28 protein-coding genes and 1 tRNA gene are annotated in these 23,370 nt (G+C 59.2%); 24 read left to right on the plus strand and 5 right to left on the minus strand.

Annotated elements, in window-relative coordinates:
• Positions 1–180: 180 nt before the first annotated feature.
• The 18 genes from rplN to BUE21_RS08005 all read left to right on the plus strand — a co-directional run bounded on the left by rplN (position 181) and on the right by BUE21_RS08005 (position 9,104).
• Positions 181–549: a 50S ribosomal protein L14 gene (rplN, locus tag BUE21_RS07920; protein WP_073356148.1), complete on the plus strand. Its 369-nt coding sequence runs from the start codon at positions 181–183 to the stop codon at positions 547–549.
• An 8-nt stretch (positions 550–557) separates the two neighbouring features.
• A complete protein-coding gene (gene rplX / locus BUE21_RS07925; RefSeq protein WP_073356149.1) occupies positions 558–893 on the plus strand; it encodes a 50S ribosomal protein L24 in 336 nt (111 codons plus the stop codon).
• Between the two features lies 1 nt (position 894).
• Positions 895–1,434: a 50S ribosomal protein L5 gene (gene rplE / locus BUE21_RS07930; RefSeq protein ID WP_073356150.1), complete on the plus strand. Its 540-nt coding sequence runs from the start codon at positions 895–897 to the stop codon at positions 1,432–1,434.
• Positions 1,435–1,442: 8 nt separating this feature from the next.
• Complete coding sequence (rpsN, locus tag BUE21_RS07935) at positions 1,443–1,748, plus strand: 30S ribosomal protein S14 (protein ID WP_073356151.1); 306 nt, start codon at positions 1,443–1,445, stop codon at positions 1,746–1,748.
• 20 nt (positions 1,749–1,768) lie between these two features.
• Positions 1,769–2,164 (plus strand): 30S ribosomal protein S8, encoded by a 396-nt coding sequence (rpsH, locus tag BUE21_RS07940; RefSeq protein ID WP_073356152.1) that lies wholly within the window; start codon positions 1,769–1,771, stop codon positions 2,162–2,164.
• 25 nt (positions 2,165–2,189) lie between these two features.
• Positions 2,190–2,723, plus strand: a complete 534-nt coding sequence (rplF, locus tag BUE21_RS07945; protein ID WP_073356153.1) for a 50S ribosomal protein L6 — start codon at positions 2,190–2,192, stop codon at positions 2,721–2,723.
• A gap of 11 nt (positions 2,724–2,734) precedes the next feature.
• Positions 2,735–3,088: a 50S ribosomal protein L18 gene (gene rplR, locus BUE21_RS07950; protein WP_073356154.1), complete on the plus strand. Its 354-nt coding sequence runs from the start codon at positions 2,735–2,737 to the stop codon at positions 3,086–3,088.
• Between the two features lie 11 nt (positions 3,089–3,099).
• A complete protein-coding gene (gene rpsE / locus BUE21_RS07955) occupies positions 3,100–3,621 on the plus strand; it encodes a 30S ribosomal protein S5 (RefSeq protein ID WP_073356155.1) in 522 nt (173 codons plus the stop codon).
• Positions 3,622–3,637: 16 nt separating this feature from the next.
• Positions 3,638–3,820, plus strand: a complete 183-nt coding sequence (gene rpmD / locus BUE21_RS07960; protein ID WP_073356156.1) for a 50S ribosomal protein L30 — start codon at positions 3,638–3,640, stop codon at positions 3,818–3,820.
• A gap of 10 nt (positions 3,821–3,830) precedes the next feature.
• On the plus strand, positions 3,831–4,262 hold the full coding sequence (gene rplO, locus BUE21_RS07965; RefSeq protein WP_073356157.1) for a 50S ribosomal protein L15: 432 nt from the start codon (positions 3,831–3,833) through the stop codon (positions 4,260–4,262).
• Positions 4,263–4,293: 31 nt separating this feature from the next.
• A complete protein-coding gene (gene secY, locus BUE21_RS07970; RefSeq protein ID WP_073356158.1) occupies positions 4,294–5,610 on the plus strand; it encodes a preprotein translocase subunit SecY in 1,317 nt (438 codons plus the stop codon).
• A gap of 73 nt (positions 5,611–5,683) precedes the next feature.
• Positions 5,684–5,797 (plus strand): 50S ribosomal protein L36, encoded by a 114-nt coding sequence (rpmJ, locus tag BUE21_RS07975; protein WP_073356159.1) that lies wholly within the window; start codon positions 5,684–5,686, stop codon positions 5,795–5,797.
• Positions 5,798–5,820: 23 nt separating this feature from the next.
• Complete coding sequence (gene rpsM / locus BUE21_RS07980) at positions 5,821–6,174, plus strand: 30S ribosomal protein S13 (RefSeq protein WP_073356160.1); 354 nt, start codon at positions 5,821–5,823, stop codon at positions 6,172–6,174.
• Between the two features lie 28 nt (positions 6,175–6,202).
• On the plus strand, positions 6,203–6,601 hold the full coding sequence (gene rpsK / locus BUE21_RS07985; RefSeq protein WP_073356161.1) for a 30S ribosomal protein S11: 399 nt from the start codon (positions 6,203–6,205) through the stop codon (positions 6,599–6,601).
• Positions 6,602–6,698: 97 nt separating this feature from the next.
• Positions 6,699–7,322 (plus strand): 30S ribosomal protein S4, encoded by a 624-nt coding sequence (gene rpsD, locus BUE21_RS07990; protein WP_073356162.1) that lies wholly within the window; start codon positions 6,699–6,701, stop codon positions 7,320–7,322.
• Positions 7,323–7,434: 112 nt separating this feature from the next.
• Positions 7,435–8,424, plus strand: a complete 990-nt coding sequence (locus BUE21_RS07995) for a DNA-directed RNA polymerase subunit alpha (protein WP_073356163.1) — start codon at positions 7,435–7,437, stop codon at positions 8,422–8,424.
• Positions 8,425–8,610: 186 nt separating this feature from the next.
• Positions 8,611–9,003: a 50S ribosomal protein L17 gene (gene rplQ / locus BUE21_RS08000; protein ID WP_073356164.1), complete on the plus strand. Its 393-nt coding sequence runs from the start codon at positions 8,611–8,613 to the stop codon at positions 9,001–9,003.
• Positions 9,004–9,027: 24 nt separating this feature from the next.
• Positions 9,028–9,104, plus strand: a tRNA-Met gene (locus BUE21_RS08005).
• A 113-nt stretch (positions 9,105–9,217) separates the two neighbouring features.
• Here the strand turns inward: BUE21_RS08005 and BUE21_RS08010 are convergent.
• The 5 genes from BUE21_RS08010 to BUE21_RS08030 all read right to left on the minus strand — a co-directional run bounded on the left by BUE21_RS08010 (position 9,218) and on the right by BUE21_RS08030 (position 14,073).
• Entirely contained in the window at positions 9,218–9,709 is a 492-nt protein-coding gene (locus BUE21_RS08010; protein ID WP_073356165.1) for an outer membrane lipoprotein, read from the minus strand.
• Between the two features lie 198 nt (positions 9,710–9,907).
• Positions 9,908–11,125, minus strand: a complete 1,218-nt coding sequence (gene gspF, locus BUE21_RS08015; protein ID WP_073356166.1) for a type II secretion system inner membrane protein GspF — start codon at positions 11,123–11,125, stop codon at positions 9,908–9,910.
• A gap of 16 nt (positions 11,126–11,141) precedes the next feature.
• Positions 11,142–11,579, minus strand: coding sequence for a thermonuclease family protein (locus tag BUE21_RS14690; protein ID WP_073356179.1), 438 nt, complete (start codon positions 11,577–11,579; stop codon positions 11,142–11,144).
• Positions 11,580–11,733: 154 nt separating this feature from the next.
• Complete coding sequence (locus BUE21_RS08025) at positions 11,734–12,666, minus strand: NAD(P)-dependent oxidoreductase (protein ID WP_073356167.1); 933 nt, start codon at positions 12,664–12,666, stop codon at positions 11,734–11,736.
• An 18-nt stretch (positions 12,667–12,684) separates the two neighbouring features.
• Positions 12,685–14,073: a TolC family outer membrane protein gene (locus BUE21_RS08030; RefSeq protein WP_073356180.1), complete on the minus strand. Its 1,389-nt coding sequence runs from the start codon at positions 14,071–14,073 to the stop codon at positions 12,685–12,687.
• A 287-nt stretch (positions 14,074–14,360) separates the two neighbouring features.
• Here BUE21_RS08030 and sbcB point away from each other — a divergent pair, with 287 nt between their 5' ends.
• From sbcB to BUE21_RS08060, 6 genes are all read left to right on the plus strand, one after another.
• The gene (gene sbcB / locus BUE21_RS08035) at positions 14,361–15,809 is read left to right on the plus strand and encodes an exodeoxyribonuclease I (RefSeq protein WP_073356168.1); all 1,449 of its coding nucleotides are present in this window, start codon (positions 14,361–14,363) and stop codon (positions 15,807–15,809) included.
• A 156-nt stretch (positions 15,810–15,965) separates the two neighbouring features.
• Positions 15,966–18,266: an arginine/lysine/ornithine decarboxylase gene (locus BUE21_RS08040; RefSeq protein ID WP_073356169.1), complete on the plus strand. Its 2,301-nt coding sequence runs from the start codon at positions 15,966–15,968 to the stop codon at positions 18,264–18,266.
• A gap of 171 nt (positions 18,267–18,437) precedes the next feature.
• Positions 18,438–19,544 carry an acyltransferase family protein gene (locus tag BUE21_RS08045; protein WP_073356170.1) on the plus strand — a complete coding sequence of 369 codons (1,107 nt, stop codon included), beginning with the start codon at positions 18,438–18,440 and terminating at the stop codon, positions 19,542–19,544.
• 165 nt (positions 19,545–19,709) lie between these two features.
• The gene (locus tag BUE21_RS08050; RefSeq protein ID WP_073356171.1) at positions 19,710–21,182 is read left to right on the plus strand and encodes a mannose-1-phosphate guanylyltransferase/mannose-6-phosphate isomerase; all 1,473 of its coding nucleotides are present in this window, start codon (positions 19,710–19,712) and stop codon (positions 21,180–21,182) included.
• Between the two features lie 49 nt (positions 21,183–21,231).
• A complete protein-coding gene (locus BUE21_RS08055; protein WP_200796715.1) occupies positions 21,232–22,026 on the plus strand; it encodes an ABC transporter permease in 795 nt (264 codons plus the stop codon).
• Positions 22,023–23,279, plus strand: a complete 1,257-nt coding sequence (locus tag BUE21_RS08060; RefSeq protein ID WP_073356172.1) for an ABC transporter ATP-binding protein — start codon at positions 22,023–22,025, stop codon at positions 23,277–23,279. Before BUE21_RS08055 ends, BUE21_RS08060 begins: the two co-directional genes overlap by 4 nt.
• Positions 23,280–23,370: the final 91 nt, after the last annotated feature.

Here is a 23,370-nt window from a genome sequence, read left to right on the forward strand (position 1 = left end):
GCTGTTCTTTTGTCGCATAATTGCTAGCTTCACCTTTTATAGGTGTTTATCTCCCCAAACAACATTTGCAGTGCCACTTGCGCACGACAAATGGTGACGGGTCCAAGACTGACTGTGTGATCTGCGCGGCAATTATGTCCATCAGGTCATAAGCGCAGGATAAGTTGGGAATTTAAAGAAATGATCCAGACAGAATCTCGGTTAGATGTAGCCGACAACACTGGTGCGAAGTCCGTGCTTTGCATCAAGGTGTTGGGTGGCTCCAAGCGTCGCTACGCCAGCGTGGGTGACATTATCAAGGTCAGCGTCAAAGAGGCTGCGCCTCGCGGTCGCGTCAAGAAAGGCGAGATCTACAACGCTGTGGTGGTGCGTACCGCCAAGGGCATCCGCCGTCAGGATGGCTCCCTGGTGAAGTTCGACGGCAATGCCGCCGTGCTGCTCAACGCCAAGCTGGAACCCATTGGTACGCGTATCTTTGGGCCGGTCACTCGTGAATTGCGCTCCGAGCGTTTCATGAAGATCGTTTCGCTGGCTCCTGAAGTGATCTGAGGTGTTTCATGGCTAACAAGATTCGCAAAGGCGACGAAGTCATCGTATTGACCGGTCGTGACAAAGGCAAGCGTGGTGTGGTGCTCTCCCGTTCCGGTGAAGAGCATCTGCTGATCGAAGGCATCAACCTGGTGAAAAAGCACGTCAAGCCCAACCCGATGAAGGGTGAGGCTGGTGGCATCATCACCAAGGTGGCTCCGATTCACCAGTCCAATGTGGCAATTTTCAACCCCGCCACCGGCAAGGCCGATCGCGTGGGTTTCAAGGTGGATCTCTCTGCTGAGAAGGGTCAGAAACGCGTGCGCGTGTTCCGTTCCAGTGGCGAAGCAATCAAGGTGGCATGACATGGCAAGACTGCAAAACTTTTATCGTGAAAAAGTCGTGGGCGACCTGACCAAGGAATTTGGCTACAAGTCCACCATGGAAGTGCCCCGCATCACCAAGATCACCCTGAACATGGGTGTGGGTGAAGCCGTGGCCGACAAGAAGATCATGGACAACGCCGTCGCCGATCTGACCAAGATCGCTGGCCAGAAGCCCGTCGTGACCAAGGCCCGCAAGGCCATCGCCGGTTTCAAGATTCGTGAAGGCCAGCCCATTGGCTGCATGGTGACCCTGCGCGGTGCGCGCATGTACGAATTCCTGGATCGCTTCGTGACCGTCGCGCTGCCCCGCGTGCGTGACTTCCGTGGTATCTCCGGCAAGGCGTTCGATGGCCGTGGCAACTACAACATTGGTGTCAAAGAGCAGATCATCTTCCCGGAAATCGAGTACGACAAGGTCGATGCCCTGCGTGGTCTGAACATCAGCATCACCACCACCGCCAAGACGGACAAGGAAGCCAAGGCTCTGCTGTCTGCCTTCCGTTTCCCATTCAAGAATTGAGGTAAAGCATGGCTAAAGTAGCTTTGATTCAACGTGAACTCAAGCGCAAGAAGCTGGTTGAAAAATTCGCGGCCAAGCACGCTGAGCTGAAGGCCATTGCCAACGACGTCAAGCGCAGCGACGACGAGCGTTTCGAGGCGCGTCAGGCTTTGCAGAAACTGCCTCGCAACGCCAACCCCACCCGTCAGCGCAACCGTTGCGAACTGACCGGTCGTCCCCGTGGCACTTTCCGTCAATTCGGTCTGGCCCGTGGCAAGGTTCGCGAACTCGCGCTTTCGGGCAATATCCCCGGTGTCATCAAGGCAAGCTGGTAAGCCGACAGGAGTAACAGATTATGAGTATGAGCGATCCCATTGCCGACCTGCTGACCCGCATCCGCAATGCGCAACTGGTTTCCAAGGCATCCATCACAATTCCCTCTTCCAAACTGAAGGTGGCGATTGTTCAGGTGCTCAAGGATGAAGGCTATGTCGAAGGTTTCGAAGTGACCAGCGAAGACGGCAAGTCCGATCTGCGCGTCGATCTGAAATACTACGCTGGCCGTCCCGTCATCGAGCGCATCGAGCGCGTCAGCAAGCCTGGTCTGCGTGTGTACAAGCCCAGCAAATCCATTCCCCAGGTCATGAACGGCCTGGGCGTGGCCATCGTCACGACCCCCAAGGGTGTGATGACCGACCGCAAGGCTCGTGCTGCGGGCGTGGGTGGTGAAGTGCTGTGCTATGTAGCATAAGCCCAGGAATGAAGGAATACGTCAAATGTCCCGAGTAGCAAAATTGCCCGTCGTCATTCCATCTGGCGTGGAAGTGACCATCAACAATGGGGAAATTGCGATCAAGGGTTCTGCTGGCAACCTCAGCGTTGCAGAGAATCCACTGGTCACGATCACCCAGGAAGCCGGAGTGTTGAAATTCGCTCCCGCCGACGAATCGCGTGAAGCCAATGCCCTCGCCGGAACCCTGCGCCAGTTGGTGAACAACAGCGTGGTCGGCCTGACCAAGGGCTTCGAGAAAAAACTCACCCTGATCGGTGTGGGTTACAAGGCAGCCGTCAATGGCCGCAAGCTGAACCTCTCCGTTGGTTTCTCTCACCCCGTCGATTTCGACCTGCCCGAAGGCGTGACCGCTGCGACCCCCACCCCGACAGAAATTCTGCTCAAGGGTGCGGACAAGCAGGTGCTGGGTCAGTTCGCCGCCGTGGTGCGCGCCGTTCGTCCGCCCGAGCCTTACAAGGGCAAGGGCATCCGCTATGCCGACGAGCGCGTGATTATCAAAGAGACCAAGAAAAAGTAAGGGTCTGAGAAATGTTGAACAAAAAAGAACAACGTTTGCGCCGTGCGCGTCAAACCCGCATTCGCATTGCCCAGCAAGGCGTGGCACGCCTGACCGTCAATCGCACCAACCAGCATATCTATGCCACGGTGATTTCGGAAGATGGTTCCCGTGTCGTTGCCACTGCCTCCTCCCTCGAAGCCGAACTGCGTGCGTCGATCAAGGGTGGCACTGTGGACGCTGCGACTGCCATTGGCAAGCGCATTGCCGAAAAAGCCAAGGCTGCCGGTGTCGAGAAGGTGGCATTCGACCGTGCAGGTTTCGCGTACCACGGCCGTGTCAAGGCCTTGGCCGAAGCTGCGCGTGAAGCAGGTCTGCAATTCTGATTGGGGCAAGTATGGCGACAAGAAATCAAACCAAAGTGCAGGAAGAAGGCCGCGATGACGGCATGAAAGAGAAGATGATCCACGTCAACCGCACCACCAAGGTGGTCAAGGGTGGTCGTATTCTCGGCTTCGCTGCTTTGTCAGTCGTAGGCGATGGCGATGGTGGCATCGGCATGGGCAAGGGCAAATCCAAGGAAGTGCCCGTGGCTGTGCAGAAGTCCATGGAAGAAGCCCGTCGCAACCTGGTCAAGGTGTCCCTGAAGAACGGCACCCTGCACCACGGCGTGACCGGTCAGCACGGCGCAGCCCGCGTCATGCTGGCTCCTGCCCCCAAGGGTACCGGCATCATTGCCGGTGGCCCGATGCGCGCAGTTTTTGAAGTGGTGGGTATCACCGACATCGTGGCCAAGAGCCACGGTTCGACCAACCCCTACAACATGGTGCGTGCCACACTGGATGCGTTGAAGAAGTCTTCAACCCCTGCGGAAATTGCTGCCAAGCGTGGCCTGACAGTTGAAGAACTGTTCGCCTGATTGTAGGAGTCGATCAATGTCAACAAACCAAAAAATCAAGGTTCAGCTCGTTCGCAGCCCCATCGGTACGAAAGAGTCTCACCGTGCAACGGTGCGTGGCCTGGGTCTGCGCAAGCTCAACAGCGTCAGCGAACTGGTCGATACGCCCGAAGTGCGTGGAATGATTAACAAGATCAGCTATCTGGTCAAAGTTCTGTAAGAGGTTGGTGATGGAACTCAATTCAATCAAGCCCGCCACCGGTGCCAAGCATGCCAAGCGTCGCGTAGGCCGTGGCATTGGCTCCGGTCTGGGCAAAACCGCAGGCCGTGGCCACAAGGGCCAGAAATCCCGTGCGGGTGGCTATCACAAGGTCGGTTTCGAAGGCGGCCAGATGCCCCTGCAACGCCGTCTGCCCAAGCGTGGCTTCAAGTCTCAGACTCTGAAGTTCAATGCCGAAGTCACACTGTCTGAACTGCAAGCCCTGGAGCTGGCCGAAGTCGATCTGCTGGCCCTGAAAAATGCTGGCCTGGTGCGCTCCGTGGCCAAGGTGGTCAAGGTCGTGAACACCGGTGAACTCACCAAAGCCGTTAAACTCAACGGCATTGGTGCCACCGCCGGTGCCAAGGCCGCCATCGAAGCAGCAGGTGGGTCGCTGGCCTGATTAACAACGCTGGCAAGCAAAAGGAGCTATCTTGGCTACAAATACAGCCCAACTGGCAAAATCGGGAAAATTCGGTGATTTGCGTCGCCGTCTGGTTTTCCTGTTGCTTGCACTGGTTGTCTATCGCATCGGCACGCACATTCCGGTTCCTGGAATTGACCCGATTCAGCTGGAGCAGCTCTTTTCTGGCCAGCAGGGCATATTGAACCTGTTCAATATGTTCTCTGGCGGCGCGCTGGAACGTTTCTCGGTGCTGGCACTGGGGATCATGCCCTACATCTCTGCATCCATCATCATGCAGCTGATGACCTATGTGATTCCCTCGCTGGTGGCCCTGAAAAAAGATGGCGAAGCAGGGCGTCGCAAGATCACCCAATACACCCGCTATGGCACACTGGTGCTGGCACTGTTCCAGTCGCTGGGCATTGCCGTTGCTCTGGAGAGTCAGCCGGGCCTGGTGATTGTTCCGGGTATGGGCTTCAAGATCACTGCCATTGTCAGCCTGACCGCAGGGACGCTGTTCCTGATGTGGCTGGGTGAGCAGATCACCGAGCGTGGCCTGGGCAATGGTATCTCGATCCTGATCTTTGCCGGTATTGCTGCGGGTTTGCCATCGGCACTCGGCGGTACGCTGGAACTGGTCAGAACCGGAGCCATGAGCATCATCAGCCTGCTGTTCATTGCGGCACTGGTGGTGTTGGTGACCTACTTCGTGGTGTTTGTCGAGCGTGGGCAGCGGCGCATTCTGGTGAACTATGCCCGCAAGCAGGTGGGCAACAAGGTGTATGGGGGGCAATCTTCCCATTTGCCGCTGAAGCTGAACATGGCTGGAGTCATTCCGCCCATCTTTGCTTCGTCGATCATCCTGCTGCCGGCCACTCTGGTGAACTGGCTCAGTTCCGGTGACTCCGGGTGGCGTTGGTTGCGCGATATTGCAGCCACCCTGACACCTGGTCAGCCTATCTATGTGATGCTGTACGCATCTGCCATCATCTTCTTCTGCTTCTTCTACACGGCACTGGTTTTCAACAGCCGCGAGACCGCAGACAACCTGAAGAAAAGTGGCGCATTCGTGCCGGGCATCCGTCCGGGTGAGCAAACGGCACGATATATTGATAGAATACTGGCCCGTTTGACCCTTGCTGGTGCCATCTATATCACAGCAGTGTGTCTTTTCCCTGAGTTCCTGATGCTCAGGTACAACGTACCTTTCTACTTCGGTGGAACATCGCTGCTGATTCTGGTGGTCGTCACGATGGACTTCATGGCACAGGTGCAGAACTACGTCATGACGCAGCAATACGATTCGTTGCTGAAGAAGTCGCAGTTCAAGCCAGTGGGGCGTTAAGAAGGTTTTTGCAAGTCGGATTGGTGGTCGGTGGCAACATCGGCTGCTGTCAAAGGTTTATGAGGAGTTTGGAATGAAAGTTGCTGCATCGGTGAAAAAAATCTGCCGCAATTGCAAGGTGATTCGCCGCAATGGAGTGGTAAGAGTGATTTGTACTGACCTGCGTCACAAGCAGCGTCAGGGTTAAGCGCACAGGAATAGAGGACGCACATGGCACGTATAGCTGGTATTAACGTACCGCCGCACAAACACGCTGAAATCGGTTTGACGGCAATCTATGGCATTGGCCGTACCCGCGCTCGCAAGATTTGCGAAGCCGCTGGTATCGAGTACTCCAAGAAAGTCAAGGATTTGACCGATGCCGATCTGGAGAAAATCCGCGATCAGATCGCCCAGTTCACCATCGAAGGTGATCTGCGCCGCGAAACAACCATGAACATCAAGCGTTTGATGGACATCGGCTGCTACCGTGGATTCCGTCACCGTCGCGGTCTGCCGATGCGTGGTCAGCGCACTCGCACCAATGCACGCACCCGTAAAGGTCCGCGCAAGGGCGTGAAATAATTCCTGAATTGTTCTATCAAGGATAAAAATGGCTAAGTCTTCTGCAGCGTCGCAACGTGTCCGCAAGAAAGTTCGCAAGAATATTGCGGATGGCATTGCACACATTCACGCTTCGTTCAACAACACCATCATCACGATTACCGACCGTCAGGGCAATGCACTGTCCTGGGCTTCTTCCGGTGGTCAGGGTTTCAAGGGTTCGCGCAAGTCCACCCCGTTTGCCGCACAGGTCGCTTCCGAAGTGGCTGGCCGTGCTGCCATCGAGCAGGGCATCAAGAACCTGGATGTCGAAATCAAAGGTCCCGGCCCTGGCCGTGAATCTTCGGTTCGTGCATTGGGCGCGCTGGGCATTCGCATCAACTCCATCTCGGATGTAACCCCCGTTCCGCACAACGGCTGCCGTCCACAGAAACGCCGTCGCGTTTAATCGTCTGTCAAGACCACCGCCATCTTTGCATTGTGAAAAAAGATGGCTCCTTTGTCGTGCGAAACGGCAAAGCAGTTGAATACAAGGAAATCATCAAGTGGCACGTTATATCGGCCCCAAGGCCAAGCTCTCCCGCCGTGAAGGCACCGACCTGTTCCTCAAGAGTGCGCGTCGTTCGATTGCAGACAAATCCAAATCCGACTCCAAACCTGGTCAGCACGGCAGAACCTCTGGCGCGCGTACCTCCGACTATGGTCTGCAATTGCGTGAAAAGCAAAAGGTCAAGCGCATTTACGGCGTGCTGGAAAAACAATTCCGCCGTTACTTTGCCGAGGCCGACCGCCGCCGTGGCAATACCGGCTCCAACCTGCTGTCCCTGCTCGAATCCCGTCTGGACAACGTGGTATACCGTCTGGGCTTTGCGTCCACCCGTGCTGAAGCCCGTCAGCTGGTATCCCACAAGGCCATTCTGGTCAATGGCAAGCCTGTGAACATTCCTTCCTATTCCGTGAAAGCGGGTGACGTGGTTGCTGTGCGCGAAAAATCCCGCAGCCAGGTTCGCATCCAGGAAGCCTTGCAACTGGCACAGCAGATCGGTTTCCCAGCATGGGTGGAAGTGGCTGTGGACAAGGTAGAGGGCGTCTTCAAGAAGGCTCCTGACCGTGATGAATTCGGTGCAGACATCAATGAATCGCTGATTGTCGAATTGTATTCGCGTTGATCGTTTTTGATCCTTTTCCATTCAAACCGCAGTTCACTTTCGTGAGCTGCGGTTTGTGTGCTTCACCAGCCTTACCGGTGTAACGAGCCGGGGGTATTGATAGGAAGTCAATATGCAAACCAATTTGCTCAAGCCAAAAACCATCAGCGTTGAACAGATCGCGCCCAACAAGGCCAAGGTCGAACTGGAACCTTTCGAGCGTGGCTACGGCCATACGCTGGGCAATGCACTGCGTCGCGTGCTGCTTTCCTCGATGGTGGGTTTTGCTCCCACCGAAGTCACCATTGCAGGGGTGTTGCACGAGTTCTCCAGCATCGATGGCGTGCAGGAAGATGTTGTCAATATTCTGCTGAACCTCAAGGGCGTGGTCTTCAAGCTGGAAAGCCGCGATGAAGTGACTCTCAGCCTGCGCAAGGAAGGCGAGGGTGTGCTGACTGCCGGTGACATCCAGACCCCCCACGATGTACAGATCATCAATCCCGACCATGTGATTGCGCACCTGTCCCAGGGAGCCAAGCTGGACATTCAGATCAAGGTCGAAAAAGGCCGTGGTTATGTGCCTGGCAGCGTGCGTCGCTATGCCGACGATGCCAACAAGACGATTGGCCGCCTGATTCTGGACGCATCGTTCTCACCCGTGCTGCGCGTGAACTATACGGTCGAGAATGCCCGCGTGGAACAGCGTACCGACCTGGACAAGCTGGTCATGGAAATCGAGACCAATGGTTCCATTTCCGCTGAAGATGCTGTGCGCATTTCTGCCCGTATCCTGGTCGAGCAACTGGCAGTGTTTGCCCAGTTGGAAGATGGAGCCGTTCCGGCCTTCGATCTGGATACGTCGGCACGCAAGCCCGCTGCCACTTTCGATCCGGTACTGCTGCGCCCTGTGGATGAGCTGGAATTGACCGTGCGTTCCGCCAACTGCCTGAAGGCCGAAAACATCTACTACATTGGCGACTTGATCCAGCGCACCGACAACGAGCTGCTCAAGACCCCGAACCTGGGTCGCAAATCCCTGAACGAAATCAAGGAAGTGCTGGCCGCGCGTGGTCTGACGCTGGGCATGAAGCTGGAAAACTGGCCTCCTGCCGGACTGGAGTGATCGAATGCGCCGGGCATTGTTGGCATGAAATCTGAAGCCTGATTTCTGCTGCCGCCCGGTGCTTCCATGTGCCATGGGCAGGTCTGACCTGTGAATGGCATTTTTTCTCGGCCCTATGTGTGGCTGTTCAATCATGGCAGGTACCTGATACGGCCTGCGTCCCGATAATTTTAAGGAAACACAACCATGCGACATAAAAATGGATTGCGCAAACTCAACCGCACCAGCGCACACCGTCAAGCCATGCTCCGCAACATGAGCAATTCGCTGATCGAGCACGAACTCATCAAGACCACTGTACCGAAGGCAAAGGAATTGCGCCGTGTGGTCGAGCCGCTCATCACGCTGGCCAAAGTGGATTCCGTGGCGAATCGCCGCCTGGCATTCAACCGTCTGCGCAACCGCGACAACGTGACCAAGCTCTTCAACGATCTGGGCCCCCGCTTCAATACCCGTCCTGGTGGCTACACCCGCATTCTGAAGATCGGTTTCCGTGTGGGCGACAATGCGCCATTGGCATTGGTCGAGCTGGTGGATCGTCCCGAAGTTTCTGAAGAAAATATTCCAACAGCAGAATAATCTGTGCTAGAATAACGTCTTTAACGCGCGATGGAGCAGTCTGGTAGCTCGTTGGGCTCATAACCCAAAGGTCGGAGGTTCAAATCCTTCTCGCGCAACCAGTTTCAAAGCCCCGATGTTTTTGCATCGGGGCTTTTTTACATGGGCGTTCATGCAAAAAAATCCCGAACCAAAGTCCGGGATGCTCCAACGCGTAGTTGGTGTTGTATCGCTATCAGTTGATACGCGAGATCTGGCCGTTGCGTATCTGCACGCGGTCGCCTACGCGCAGGTCACCTGGGGAGGTGACATCGTACAAACGGTTTGCGCCGTTATCGACCTGAATGGTGATGCGGTAGCCATAGACTTGGTTCTGCCCGCTGTCCATGCGGCCTTCAATGGTATTGCCGGCGACGGCTCCACCCACTGCACCGGCAATGGTGGCTGCGGTGCGGCCATGACCACCGCCGACCTGGTTACCCAGCAGACCACCTATCACGGCCCCCAGCGCAATGCCTGTGCCGGTGGAGCCACGGTGCGTGTCTTGCAGTGTGGTGATCTGGGAGACATAGCCGTATTCCAGCGCGTTGGGGGCTGGGGCGGGGTAGCCCACCTGTCCTTGCTGTGGGTACTGGGTTTGGTTCAATGGGACGGATTGGCAGCCTGCCATGACCAGACTGGCTGCTGCGCAGGCCATCCATGCGAGGGTGCGGGGTGTGTGTTTCATGGTGTGTTGCCTTTCTCTGAAACAGGAAACGAATATTCGGATGCTAACGGGAAACCGTGCAATCTGCTGTTTCCCATGGGTAAAGAAATGGTACATGCGTGTTGCGTGGGCATGTGGCCATTCAGAAGCGGTTTTCAGGAAAATTTGGAGCCAGTGCGCGGGTTTTGGTTCAATGGGGCCGGGTTTTCCAGAGCCTTTTCAACCCATCCACTGGTTCATCTGGATGATGGGCAGCAGCACGGCCAGCACGATGACCATGACGGCCACGCCCATGCCGACAATCAACAGTGGCTCCAGCAGGGTGGCCAGGCGCACGGCGCGACGTTGCACCTGGTTTTGCAACTGGGTGGCGGCGCGCTCCAGCATCAGGGGCAACTGGCCGGTTTGTTCGCCCAGGCGGGCGAACATGGCCAGCAGGGGGGGGGAGCGTTTTTTTTGCCCCAGCGCGGCGGCCAGCGGTGCGCCTTCGCGTACCAGCACGAGCGCGTCGAGTGCGTCTTGCCGCATGGCACGGTTGTGGACGGTTTCGGCGGCGGCCTGCAAGGCCTTGAGAATGGGTACGCCTGCGCCATTGAGCAGGGCCAGTGTGGAGGCGAAGCGGGCGGTGTTGTAGGCGGCAGAGAGTTTGCCCAGCACCGGCAGTTTCAGCCAGGCGGCATCGAAGCGCAGACGCTGTGCCGGAATGCGCAGCATGGCGTGTGCCAACAAGATGGCAGCCACCAGGGCGGCCAGCAACCAGCCGCCCTGGGTGCGAATGAAATCGCTGATGGACATGAGCAAGGCCGTGAGCATGGGCAGACTGCGGTTGCCGCCGCTGAAAACGCTGGCCACCTGCGGAACCACATAGCTGAGCAGAAAGACCACGATGGCCATGCCCACGGCGGTGACGATGATGGGATAGAGCGCGGCACCTACCAACTGTGCTTGCAGGCTCTGGCGGTTTTCCAGGTCGTCCGCAAGGCGTTCGAGCACGAGGCCCAGATTGCCGCTTTGCTCCCCGGCGCGGATGATGGCGCGATAGACATCCGAGAACTCGCTGCCCCAGCCCTCCAGGGCCTGCGCGAAGCTGGCACCGGCATTCACCTCGGCGCGCAGTGCGGCCAGCATGTGTTGCTGGCGTTCGTGATCGGCTTCGTCGGCCAGCATGGCCAGGGCGCGCTCCAGCGGCAGTCCGGCACCGACCAGTCCGGCCAGTTGCCGGGTCCAGATGGCCAGATCGGTGGCACTGAAAACCTTGCGGCGCAACAGTGCGCTGCCGCCTGCATCGGCAGTGCTGGCCTGCACTGCATCGACGGCCAGCGGAACCAGTCCCTGTGCCCGCAACAGGCTGCGGGCAGCGCGGGCACTGTCGGCCTCGATGGTGCCTTTGCGGGATTGTCCCTGATCGTCGATGGCATCGAAAGAAAAAGCAGGCATGGTGTTTCAGGCTGGATTAGCGTCGGTTCTGTTGTCGCCAGACCCAGGGTGGCGTGGGTTTGGCATCGCCCCACAGTCCGCGTTTGTGCCGTTTGGCCTGGGTTTCGAGTTTGACCAGGGTGGGATAGTCGCGGGCGGTGCTGCGGTAGTACCAGGCCAGGCCGGAGCGCACCAGCAGTTCCCCTGCATCCTGTTGCTGGCATTGAACATCGGCCAGCACGCGGCCATAGCGGTCTTTGTCAGGGCGTTGTGGCAGGCGGATGGTTTGCTGGCGGCACAACTGGTTGAGGCGTTGCCGCGCGGCTGTCCCGTGGGGTTGGCGCAGTTCGGGCGCATCGATGCCGCGCAGGCGGATGCGCACCTTCTGGGCACGGGAGCCTGTGCCGCACAGCGCGTCCAGGGTGTCTCCGTCAGAGACGCGGGTGACACGGCAGGTCTGGGCTTTGCCTGACATGGTCTGGCCTTGGGGGCCGGAGTGGCTGGCAGGCGAGCGCGGCATATCCAGGCAGCCCGACAGTAGCAAGGCCGCTGCAAGGCAAGAAAGGATACGTGAAAACAAGGTTCGGTAGCGGGGCATGAGGGGGTGGGATGCGGATGGGCCGCGTGGTTCAGGCAAGGGACTCATCCCCATAGGGGGCGGGCAACATGTGATTGCGCCGTGCCAGTTCCAGAAACAGCGCGCTGTGATCCAGGTCGGAAAAACCTGCTTCGGCGGCGTGCCGGTACAGTTGTTCCAGATGGGTGGTAATGGGGGCATCGAAGCCCATTTCGGCGGCGGTGGCCAGCGCGTTGCGCATGTCCTTGAGCTGCACGGCAACGCGCCCGCGCGGGGCGAAATCGTGCATGACCATGCGCTGGCCGTGCAGTTGCAGGATGCGGCTGTCGGCAAAGCCTCCGCCGATGGCCTCGCGTACCTTGGCCGGGTCGGCCCCACCTTTTTCGGCCAGCAACAGGGCTTCGGCCACTGCGCCAATGGTGATGCCGACGATCATCTGGTTGGCGAGTTTGGCCAGTTGCCCTGCACCGTGCCCGCCAATGTGGGTGGCCTTGCCCAGGGGTGCGAAAACCGGCGCAGCACGGGCGAATGCCTCTGCGGTGCCGCCCGCCATGATGGCGAGTGTGCCCGCTTGTGCGCCGACCGTGCCGCCTGAAACGGGGGCATCCAGTGCGGTCACACCCAGTTCTTCCAGCCAGGTGGCGTGTGCCCGCGCTTCGCGGGGCTGGATGGATGCCATGTCGATGAACAGGCTGCCGGGGCGCATGGCCTGTGCCACGCCGTGTTCGCGCAGCACCTGCTGGCTGATCTGGCCGTTTTCCAGCATGGCAATCACCACGTCAGCCTGCTGTGCCGCGCAGGCTGCCTGCTCGTGGACGGTGGCTCCCTGTGCCGCCAGAGCCTGTGCCTTGGCGTGGGTGCGGTTCCACACATGCAGGCGGAAACCGGCCTCCAGCAGGCGGCATGCCATGGGGTGTCCCATCAGGCCGATGCCCAGGAAGGCCACGACGGGCAGGGGTGCGGGGGAGGGGGATGCGGCAGTCATGCGGAGAAAACAGGAGGGTCAGGGATGGGCAGCTGCGGGCTGGAGCAGGGCGTTGATGCGGCGCACCGAATCCATGTCGAGTGTACCGGCGGCATGTTCCAGTTGCAGATGCCCCAGCAGCACCTGGTAGCGGGCCTGTGCCAGGTCGCGGCGGGTCTGGTAGAGCTGGCTTTGCGCGTTGAGTACGTCGATGTTGATGCGCACGCCCACCTGATAACCGAGCTGGTTGGCTTCCAGCGCGCTCAGGCTGGAGGCTTCGGCTGCTTGCAGGGCCGTGATTTGCGACAGTCCCGATTGCAGATTGAAAAACGCCGTCTGCGTGTTCTGCACCGTTTGGCGGCGGGCCTGCTGCAATTGGGCACTGGCCTGTTTTTCCAGAGCCAGCGTCTCGCGCACGCGGTTCTGCACCGCGAAACCGGCGAACAGCGGCAGATTCAGCTGCACGCCCACACTGCCTTGCTGGGTGCGGGTGCCGGGAGTCGGGGCCGTGATGGTTCCGTTCGGGTTTTCGCTGTGCGACAGCCGTGCGCTCAAGTCCACCGTGGGCAGGTGGCCGGTTTCGGCGCGTTGGGTTTCCAGCCGGGCGATGTCCACGGCCAGCAGTGCCTGGCGAATCTGCGGCTGCTGCTCCTGGGCACGGCTCACCCAGGCGATCACATCGTGCTCATCCATGCGCGGCAGACTGGCATCGGCCACCAGTGGGGCGGGCCGCGCGGCAGTCACACCCGTGACCTGCTCCAGTGTCAGTTGCCGCACTTGCAGGGTGTTGAGTGCACTGATTTCCTGTGCCGTGGCCAGATCGAACTGCGCCTGGGCTTCGCGGGTGTCGGTGATGGTGGCGTTGCCCACCTCGAAATTGCGCTGGGCGAAGGCCAGTTGTTCGGTGATGGCGGCTTTCTGCGCCTGCACCACGGCCAGCGCATCCTGGGCGGCGAGTACGTCGAAATAGGCCTGGGCCACGCGCAGAATCAAATCCTGCGCGGCAGTATCCAGCCGTGTCTGGCTTTGCTCTGCTGCCAGCTTGCTTTGCGACCATTGGATGCGTTCACCGGGGCGGTAGAGTGCCTGGCTGGCCGTCAGCGCGGTGCTGTGGGTGCTTGCGCTGTGCCGGGCATCCAGCGGATGCAGGCGGGTATGGCTGCGCGAGAGTTCCGCGCCCACGCCCACGCTGGGCAACAGTGCGGCCCGTGCCTGGTCGCTGCGCCGCTGGCTGGCTTCGTATTCGGCCAGTGCGGCCTGCCACGGGGCATCGTAGCCGGTGGTGGCCTGCACCAGCTCCAGCAGACTCTGGGCCTGGAGATTGCCGTGCAGGGCGCAGCCGACGGCCAGCAGCACACTGGCCGAACGCAGGCGGGAGCACACAGTGGTACGGGAAGCAATGCCAGAAGGCAACAGGGAAAAAGGCATGGGCAGGGTTTCCTTGGAAGTTGGCATTATGGGTGATTTACCTGCCGCCATCGGATGAATGGTTTTTGGCTGTGGAAGGTTTGCAAAACTCTTGCGGTAAGCCCGCGCCCGCCAGTGGGATGCAGCGCAAGGCGGATTTTGCGGTCAATAGCGGGGCTATTGACCGCAAAAGCCAACGCCGCGATGCGCCCAGTGGCGGGATGCGGGCGGCGCAACGGGTTTTGCAGACCTTCCCTATGGCGATGCGCATACCGCCCGGCACGGGTTCTCGGGGATAATGCCCCACCATGCAGCACACCTTCCTCTGGCACGATTATGAGACCTTTGGCGCAGACCCGCGCCGCGACCGGCCCGCCCAGTTTGCAGCCATTCGTACCGATGCGCAGTTGAATGAGGTGGCCGCGCCCATTGAGCTGTTCTGCCAGCCGCCGCTGGATTACCTGCCCGATCCGCAGTCCTGCCTGATTACCGGCATCACCCCGCAGGAAGCCATGCGCCGGGGCGTGACCGAAGCGCAGTTCGCCCGCAGGATTCATGCCGCCATGTCCGTGCCCGGCACCATCGGCGTGGGCTACAACAGCATTCGCTTTGACGACGAGTTCACCCGTCACCTGTTCTGGCGCAACCTCATCGACCCCTACGCCCGTGAATGGCGCGATGGCAATGCACGCTGGGACTTGCTGGATGTGGTGCGCATGGCCTATGCCCTGCGCCCGCAAGGCATCCAGTGGCCCCAGGGCGAGGATGGCAAGACCAGCTTCCGGCTGGAGCGGCTCACCCAGGCCAATGGCTTGCGGCACGAGGTTGCGCACGATGCCGTCTCCGACGTGCGCGCCACCATCGCGCTGGCACGGCTGTTGCGCCAGCAGCAGCCCCGCCTGTTCGACTTCGGCCTGCAACTGCGTGACAAGAAAGTGGTGGCGCAGACCCTGGGCCTGCCGGTGGATCGCCAGCAGGCGCGGCCTTTTGTCCATATCTCCGGCATGTTCGGTGTGGAACGCGGTTGCCTGGCGTTGATGATTCCGCTGGCCATGCACCCCACCAACCGCAACGAAATGCTGGCCTGGGACCTGGCATTCGATCCCAGCGAGCTGGCCGAACTCACGCCCGAACAGGTGCGCCAGCGGCTGTTCTCCCGTCAGGCAGAACTGCCCGAAGGCGTGCAGCGTCTGCCACTCAAGGGAATTCACCTCAACAAATCGCCGATGGTGGTAGCCAACCTGAAGGTGCTTACCGATGCCGTGGTGCAACGCTGGCAACTGGACCTGCCCCGCATGGCAGCCCATGCCGACAAGGCGCGCGCACTGCCCGACCTGAGCGCGCTGTGGGAGGCCGTGTTCGCGCCGGAATCTGCTCGCAGCGAACCCACACCCGACCCGGAACACAACCTCTATGGTGCATTCGTCTCCAACGACGACCGCCGCAGGCTGGAGCATCTGGCTGCCCTGTCTGGCGAGGAGCTGGCCACCGACCGCACCGGTTTCGACGACCCGCGCCTGCCGGAACTGCTGTGGCGTTACCGCGCCCGCAACTTCCCGCAAAGCCTCCGCGACGAGGAATTGCCACGCTGGGAGGCGCGACGCAAGGCCGTGCTCATCGACGGTGCAAACGGCTGCCGCAGCACCGAACAGCTCCTCACCGAGATCGACGCGCTTTCCGAGAACGTGGACGAGCGCGGCGAGCACATTCTCGGCGCACTCTACGACTGGGCGGATGCCATCACGCCGGAAGCGTGACCGTGGCGAGCCAAACCCCGCAGAATTTCAACGTTCTGTCGCAAACCTTGATTACACTTCGCGGTTTGGCCGGATATAAGCAGGCGGTTTGGCTTGCTGTGCGGCCATTTTTTTCACAATCCCCCGATCGCCCAACGCTTCTTTCGGAGACTCGCCATGAAGTTTCGCTTTCCCATCATCATCATCGATGAAGACTACCGTTCCGAAAACACCTCCGGGCTGGGCATTCGTGCGCTGGCGCAGGCCATCGAGGAGGAGGGTTTTGAAGTGGTGGGGGTCACCAGCTACGGCGACCTGAGCCAGTTCGCCCAGCAGCAAAGCCGCGCCAGTGCCTTCATCCTGTCCATCGACGATGAGGAACTGACCAGCAGCGACGAAACCGAGCCTGCCGTAGTGCAGGACTTGCGCAAGTTCATTGGCGAAGTGCGCCGCCGCAACGATGAAGTGCCGATCTACATCCACGGCGAAACCAAGACGGCACGCCATCTGCCCAACGACATCCTGCGCGAGCTGCACGGCTTCATCCACATGTTCGAGGACACGCCCGAATTCGTGGCCCGGCACATCATCCGCGAAGCCAAGAACTACCTGGAAAGCATCCAGCCGCCCTTTTTCAGGGCCTTGCTGGACTACGCCGAAGACGGCTCCTACTCCTGGCACTGCCCCGGCCATTCCGGCGGCGTGGCCTTTCTGAAATCCCCCATCGGCCAGATGTACCACCAGTTCTATGGCGAGAACATGCTGCGCGCCGACGTCTGCAACGCCGTGGAAGAACTGGGGCAACTGCTCGATCACAACGGCGCGATCGGCGAGAGCGAACGCAATGCCGCACGCATCTTCAATGCCGACCATTGCTTCTTCGTCACCAACGGCACCAGCACGTCCAACAAGATCGTCTGGCACCATACGGTCGCGCCCGGTGATGTGGTGGTGGTGGATCGCAATTGCCACAAGTCCATCCTGCACAGCATCATCATGACCGGTGCGATTCCGGTGTTCCTCAAGCCCACGCGCAACCACTACGGCATCATTGGCCCGATTCCGCAAAGCGAGTTCGAGCCAGCCACCATCCAGAAGAAGATCAAGGCCAACCCGCTGCTTCAGGGAGTGGATGCGAAGAAAGTCAAGCCGCGCGTGCTGACACTGACGCAATCGACCTACGATGGTGTGCTCTACAACACCGAAACGATCAAGAACCTGCTCGATGGCTATGTCGATAACCTGCACTTCGACGAAGCCTGGCTGCCGCATGCCGCCTTCAACCCGTTCTATGGCACCTACCACGCCATGGGTCGCAAACGCCCCCGCCCGCAGCACAGCGTGGTCTATGCCACCCAATCCATCCACAAGCTGCTGGCGGGCATCAGCCAGGCCAGCCATGTGCTGGTGCAGGATTCACAGGAGCAGAAGCTGGACAAGGCATTGTTCAACGAAGCCTACCTGATGCACACCTCCACCAGCCCGCAGTACAGCATCATTGCCAGTTGCGACGTGGCCGCAGCCATGATGGAACTGCCCGGTGGCGAAGCCCTGGTGGAAGAAAGCCTGCTGGAAGCCCTGGACTTTCGCCGTGCCATGCGCAAGGTGGAAGACGATTTCGGCAAGGAAGACTGGTGGTTCAAGGTCTGGGGGCCGGAGAAGCTGGCCGAGGAAGGCGTGGGCCGTGCCGATGACTGGATCATCCGCAGCAACGGCAGCAAATCGCGCAAGGCATCGAGCAACTGGCACGGCTTTGGCAATCTGGCCGACGGCTTCAACATGCTCGACCCGATCAAGGCCACTATCGTCACACCGGGGCTGGACCTGGATGGCAAGTTCGATACCAGCGGCATTCCCGCCTCCATCGTCACCAAGTACCTGGCCGAGCACGGCGTGGTGGTCGAAAAAACCGGCCTCTACAGCTTCTTCGTCATGTTCACCATCGGCATCACCAAGGGCCGCTGGAACACCCTGCTGACCGCCTTGCAGCAGTTCAAGGATGATTTCGACAAGAACCAGCCGCTGTGGCGCGTCATGCCGGAGTTTTCCGCACAGCACCGCCGCTATGAAAAGCTGGGCCTGCGCGATCTGTGTCAGCACGTACACACGCTGTACGCCAAGTACGATGTGGCACGCCTGACCACCGAAATCTACCTGTCCGACCTGCAACCGGCCATGCGTCCGGCCGATGCCTACGCCCACATTGCGCGTCGCCAGACCGAGCGCGTGGAAATCGACCATCTGGAAGGCCGCGTCACCGTGGGGCTGGTCACACCGTACCCGCCCGGCATCCCACTGCTGATTCCTGGTGAAGTCTTCAACCGCAAGATCGTCGATTACCTGAAGTTTGCCCGCGAATTCGCCACCCAACTGCCCGGCTTCGAGACCGATATCCACGGTCTGGTGGTGGAAGTGGGCGAAGATGGCACCAAACGCTTCTATGCGGATTGCGTGGCAGCGTCCCGCGCTGAGGGCTGATGCGGTTTTTTCTGCTGCTTGCGACACGGCATCCTGGTATGTCGTGCGCCTGTTGGGATGGGTTGTCCATGCGGATGAGCAACCCATCTGGTGACTTGCCTTGTCATGGGGCGGTGATGACACTGGCTAGAATGCTGGACTAACCTTTACCAGCCTGTTCTGCCCGTTCACATGCCAGCCTACTTGTCATCCGCATCGGTATCCCGTAATTTTGCATGGAACCCCCGCCTGGCCCACTTGCGGGGTCTGGCGGCGGTGCTGGTGTTGGCATTCCATACTTTCCATTATTTTTTTGGACAGTGGAAACCCCAGTCACAGGATTTTGGCTTTGGCTTGGTGGTCGAGGGCCATACCGGGGTCAGCCTGTTCTTTGTGCTGTCAGGCTTTCTGTTCATGTCGATTGCCATGCAGGGAAACGGCCATATTGATTATGGGCGTTTCATCCGCAATCGCGTGCTGCGCATTGCTCCTCTGTTTCTGGTAGTGTTCATGGTGGCCATCTCTGTGGGGCGGGATGCGTTTCGTCCCCAGGATCTGCTGTATGTGCTGTTTTCCAATCTCGGGGCTGCACCCACCAGCAGTACGTTCATGACAGGGGCGGCGTGGACAATTTCAGTCGAATTCACCTTCTATCTGGTGTTTCCTTTTCTGGCGCGTTTCGCCATGGAGCAAGGGCCGGGTTATTTGTTGCGTTTGATAGGGTTGTTGCTGCTGTTCAAGCTGGGAGGCTTTCTGGCGACGGGGCACTCTACGCATATGGTGTATTCCACCCTGCTGGGGCGTGCAGACCAGTTTCTGATTGGAATGCTGGCGGCATTGCTGGCCGGGCGTTGGCTGCGCAAGCCATTGCATGGCATCTGGCCTGTGCTGGCGTTCGTGCTGATTTGGGGATTGGTGGAAATCCAGGCGCGTTGGGCGAGTTTTTTTCTGCCAGTGCAGCCCTACCAGTGGGCATGGGCCATCTGGCCCACGGTGGAAGCACTGGGCTGGGCGACGGTGATCGTTGCCTATGCACACTGGCAAGGCCAGGTGCCGACCAGGCTGGGCCGCTGGCTGGAGCAGGGCGGTGAAATCAGTTTTTCCATTTACCTTTGGCATGCCCTGGTCATTACCTTGCTCGGTCATGCGATTGGAACCCCGGACTGGTTTGCAGACTGGCGTGTTAATGCGGCGGTGACAGGGCTGCTGGTGTTTGGACTGACTTTCTGGGTCGCCCGGTTGAGTTATCAGACCATCGAAGCCCCTTTTCTGGGCATGCGCAAACGTTATGTGCCCTAGGGATGATGGCCTGCAAAACCCGTTGCGCCGCCCGTATCCCCCACTGGGCGCGGGCTTGCCACCAGGGTTTTGCAAACCTTTCCTGGGTGGAGTGACCATCATTCCACTGTTGAAAAATTGGCAAAAATATTCTAGGCAGTACGCTGCCATTGCAAGGAGCATTGAATGCAAGTCCCGACCCTTGTCCCTGTCGTCATGTGTGGCGGCTCGGGCACCCGTCTCTGGCCACTTTCGCGCGAGACTTACCCCAAGCAGTTCTTGCGTCTGACGGGGGCCCACAGCATGTTGCAGGACACGGTGCAACGCTTGCAAGGGCTGCCTTCGCATCTGGCCCGACTCCAGGCTCCGGTGCTGGTCAGCAACAAGGAACACCGTTTTCTGGTGGCCAGCCAATTGCAGGAAATAGGCCTGAGCGGGCAGGCTGGTGCGCAGATTCTGCTGGAACCACAGGGGCGCAATACTGCCCCGGCACTGACCTTGGCGGCACTGGCTGCCAGTGCCAATGGTGCCGATCCCATTTTGCTGGCCATGCCGGCCGACCACGTCATGAAAGATCGCACGGCCCTGTACCAGGCCGTGGAACAGGCACTGCCGGTGGCCGAAGCAGGGGGCATGGTGACTTTTGGCATCGTGGCGCGCAGTCCCGATACAGGCTATGGCTACATCGAGCGAGATGCTGCGTATCCATTGGGGGGCTGGCAAATCGCCAGTTTTGTCGAAAAGCCCGATCGTGACACTGCGCAGCGGTATCTGGACAGCGGCCGTTATTACTGGAACAGCGGCCTGTTCATGCTCAAGGCCAGCGTCTGGCTGCGCGCAATCGGCATGTTCCGTGCCGATATTCTTGCAGCCTGCCAGCAGGCCATGCAGACCGCCGCGACGGACCTGGACTTCATCCGCCCGGATGAACAAGCCTTCCATGCCTGTCCATCCGACTCGATTGACTATGCGGTCATGGAGCATCTGCCACGCAATCCACAGGCGCAGATTCCTGCCTGCGTGGTGCCACTGGATGCAGGCTGGTCGGATCTGGGAGCATGGGACTCACTGTGGGATGTGCTGGAGCGTGATGCACAGGACAATGCCACCGTGGGGGATACTCTGCTGGAAGACTGCCGCAACACCCTGCTGTTTTCACGCTCGCGACTGGTCGCCGGTGTGGGGCTGGAGAACATCATTGTGGTCGAAACCCCTGATGCAGTGCTGGTGGCCGACAAGAACCATGCACAGAGCGTCAAGAAACTCGTCGCTGCACTGCGCCAGTGCGGTCGCACACTGGCCGATACGCACCGCAAGGTGCACCGGCCCTGGGGCTGGTACGACAGTATCGACAGTGGCGGGCGTTTTCAGGTCAAGCGCATTGTCGTCAATCCTGGCGCATCCCTGAGTCTGCAAATGCACCACCATCGTGCCGAGCACTGGGTGGTGGTGAAAGGCACAGCCGAAGTGACCAACGGCGACAAGGTGCAGCTCCTGACCGAGAACGAATCGACCTTCATTCCACTGGGCAAGGTGCATCGACTGGCCAACCCCGGCAAGTTGCCGCTGGAAATCATCGAAGTGCAGTCCGGCAGCTACCTGGGCGAGGACGACATCGTGCGCTTCGAGGACAGCTATGGCCGTACACGCGGCAGTTGAATCGCCTCCAGGCGTATTTGTTTGACATTTCCTCTCCCATACCGTCACCATGCAAATGTTCAGAGCCCTGTGGGCCTATCGCGGCTTTGTGCTCGCCAGTGTGCTGCGCGAATTCAACAGCCGCTACCGTGAATCGCTGCTGGGCGCATTCTGGTCGGTGGCCAATCCGCTGACCATGATCGTCATCTACACGGTGGTGTTTGGCCAGTTGATCCGCCCCACCTTGCCTGGGCATGAGCAGACACCGTTTGCCTTCAGCATCTACCTGTGTGCAGGCGTGATTACCTGGGGGTTGTTCGCCGAAATGCTCGGGCGGCTCAACAATGTGTTTCTGGACAATGGCAACCTCATCAAGAAGTCCAGCTTCCCGCGCATCTGTCTGCCGGTCATCGTCACATTGGGTGCGTTGCTCAATTTCGGGATTGTGTTTCTGCTGTATCTGGCGTTTCTGGCACTCATCGGACACTGGCCGGGCGCAGCACTCTGGGCATTTCTGCCACTGATGGCATTGCAGATTCTGTTCGCACTCGGTCTGGGCGTTTTCCTGGGAACCCTCAATGTATTCTTCCGGGATGTGGCGCAGTTCACGGGCGTGGTGCTGCAATTCTGGTTCTGGCTGACACCGATTGTCTATACCTTTGCCGGTTTGGGTGAAGCGGCCCGTCAGGTGCTGCGCTTCAACCCGTTGCGCCCCCTGTTTGCCGGATACCAGAGCATTTTCCTGGACAAGACCGTGCCCGATCTTGTCTCCCTGTGGCCGTTGGCTGCACTGACCCTGGTTCTGCTGGTGCTGGGCGGGCTGTTTTTTGTGCGCCGCGCTGGGGAAATGGTGGACGAACTATGACGAACATTGCGTTCAATGCAGGCCATGGTGCCGATAGCCTGCTGGTCGTGCAGGGCGTGGGCAAGGCGTATAAACGCTATGCGGGCAAATGGTCACGGGTGCTGGAGTGGCTGTCGGGCACGACTCGCCACGAGAAAATATGGGTATTGCGCGACATTGGCTTTCGCATTCAGCCTGGAGAGGCCGTGGGCATCATCGGGGTCAATGGCGCAGGCAAAAGTACGCTGCTCAAGATCATTACCGGCACGACCGAACCCAGCATGGGTCATGTGCAACGCCAGGGAAGGGTGGCTGCATTGCTGGAGTTGGGCATGGGCTTTCACCCCGACTTCACCGGTCGCCAGAATGCCTACATGGCTGGCCAATTGCTGGGCATCAGCACCCAGGAGATTGCGGTGCGCATGGACGAGATCGAGGCCTTTGCTGAAATCGGCGATTACATCGATCGCCCCGTGCGCCTGTACTCCAGTGGCATGCAGATGCGGCTGGCCTTCAGCGTGGCCACGGCGGTGCGTCCCGACATCCTTATCGTCGATGAAGCACTGTCGGTGGGAGATGCCTACTTCCAGCACAAAAGCTTCAACAAAATCCGTGAGTTCCGCGAGCAAGGCACGAGTTTGCTGATTGTCTCGCACGACCGCAATGCCATCCAGACCCTGTGTGACCGCGCCATCCTGCTGGAAAAAGGCTTTGTCATCAAGGACGGGCCTCCTGAAGAGGTCATGGATTTCTACAATGCCCTGATCGCCGAAAAGGAAAATGCCACTGTCGAAGTCAAACGTCTGGACGACGGTCGTGCCAAAACCCACTCGGGCACCGGTGAAGCCCGCCTGCATACCATCAGCTTGCGCAACGCCAAGGATGAGGCCATTGAATATGCCAACGTGGGGGAAAGGGTGCGCCTGCAAGTGGAGATCGTCCTGCATGCCGATCTGCCGGAACTGGTGTTTGGCTACATGATAAAAGACCGTCTGGGGCAGCCAGTCTTTGGAACCAACACCTTCCACCTGGGCATCAGGCTGGGGCCGTTCACTGCGGGCGAGCGTTTCAGGCTGGACTTTGCCTTTCCCGTCCATCTCGGTCCAGGCTCCTATTCCGTCACTACCGCACTGCATGTGTCCGACAGCCACATTGCTGCCAATTATGAATGGCAGGATCTGGCACTGTTGTTCAATGTCATCAATGCCAGCCAGCCGCAGTTTGTGGGCATCAACTGGTTGCCTCCCGAAGTTCAAGTTCACACATCGCCATGACCCCGATCGGATTTTACCGAGCATTTGAAGACGAATATCGAGGCTCACGCGAGCTGATCCAGAGCCGATTGCAGGTATACCTGCCGTTTGT

This window comes from Lampropedia hyalina DSM 16112 (genome assembly GCF_900129055.1).
Lineage (GTDB): Bacteria > Pseudomonadota > Gammaproteobacteria > Burkholderiales > Burkholderiaceae_C > Lampropedia > Lampropedia hyalina.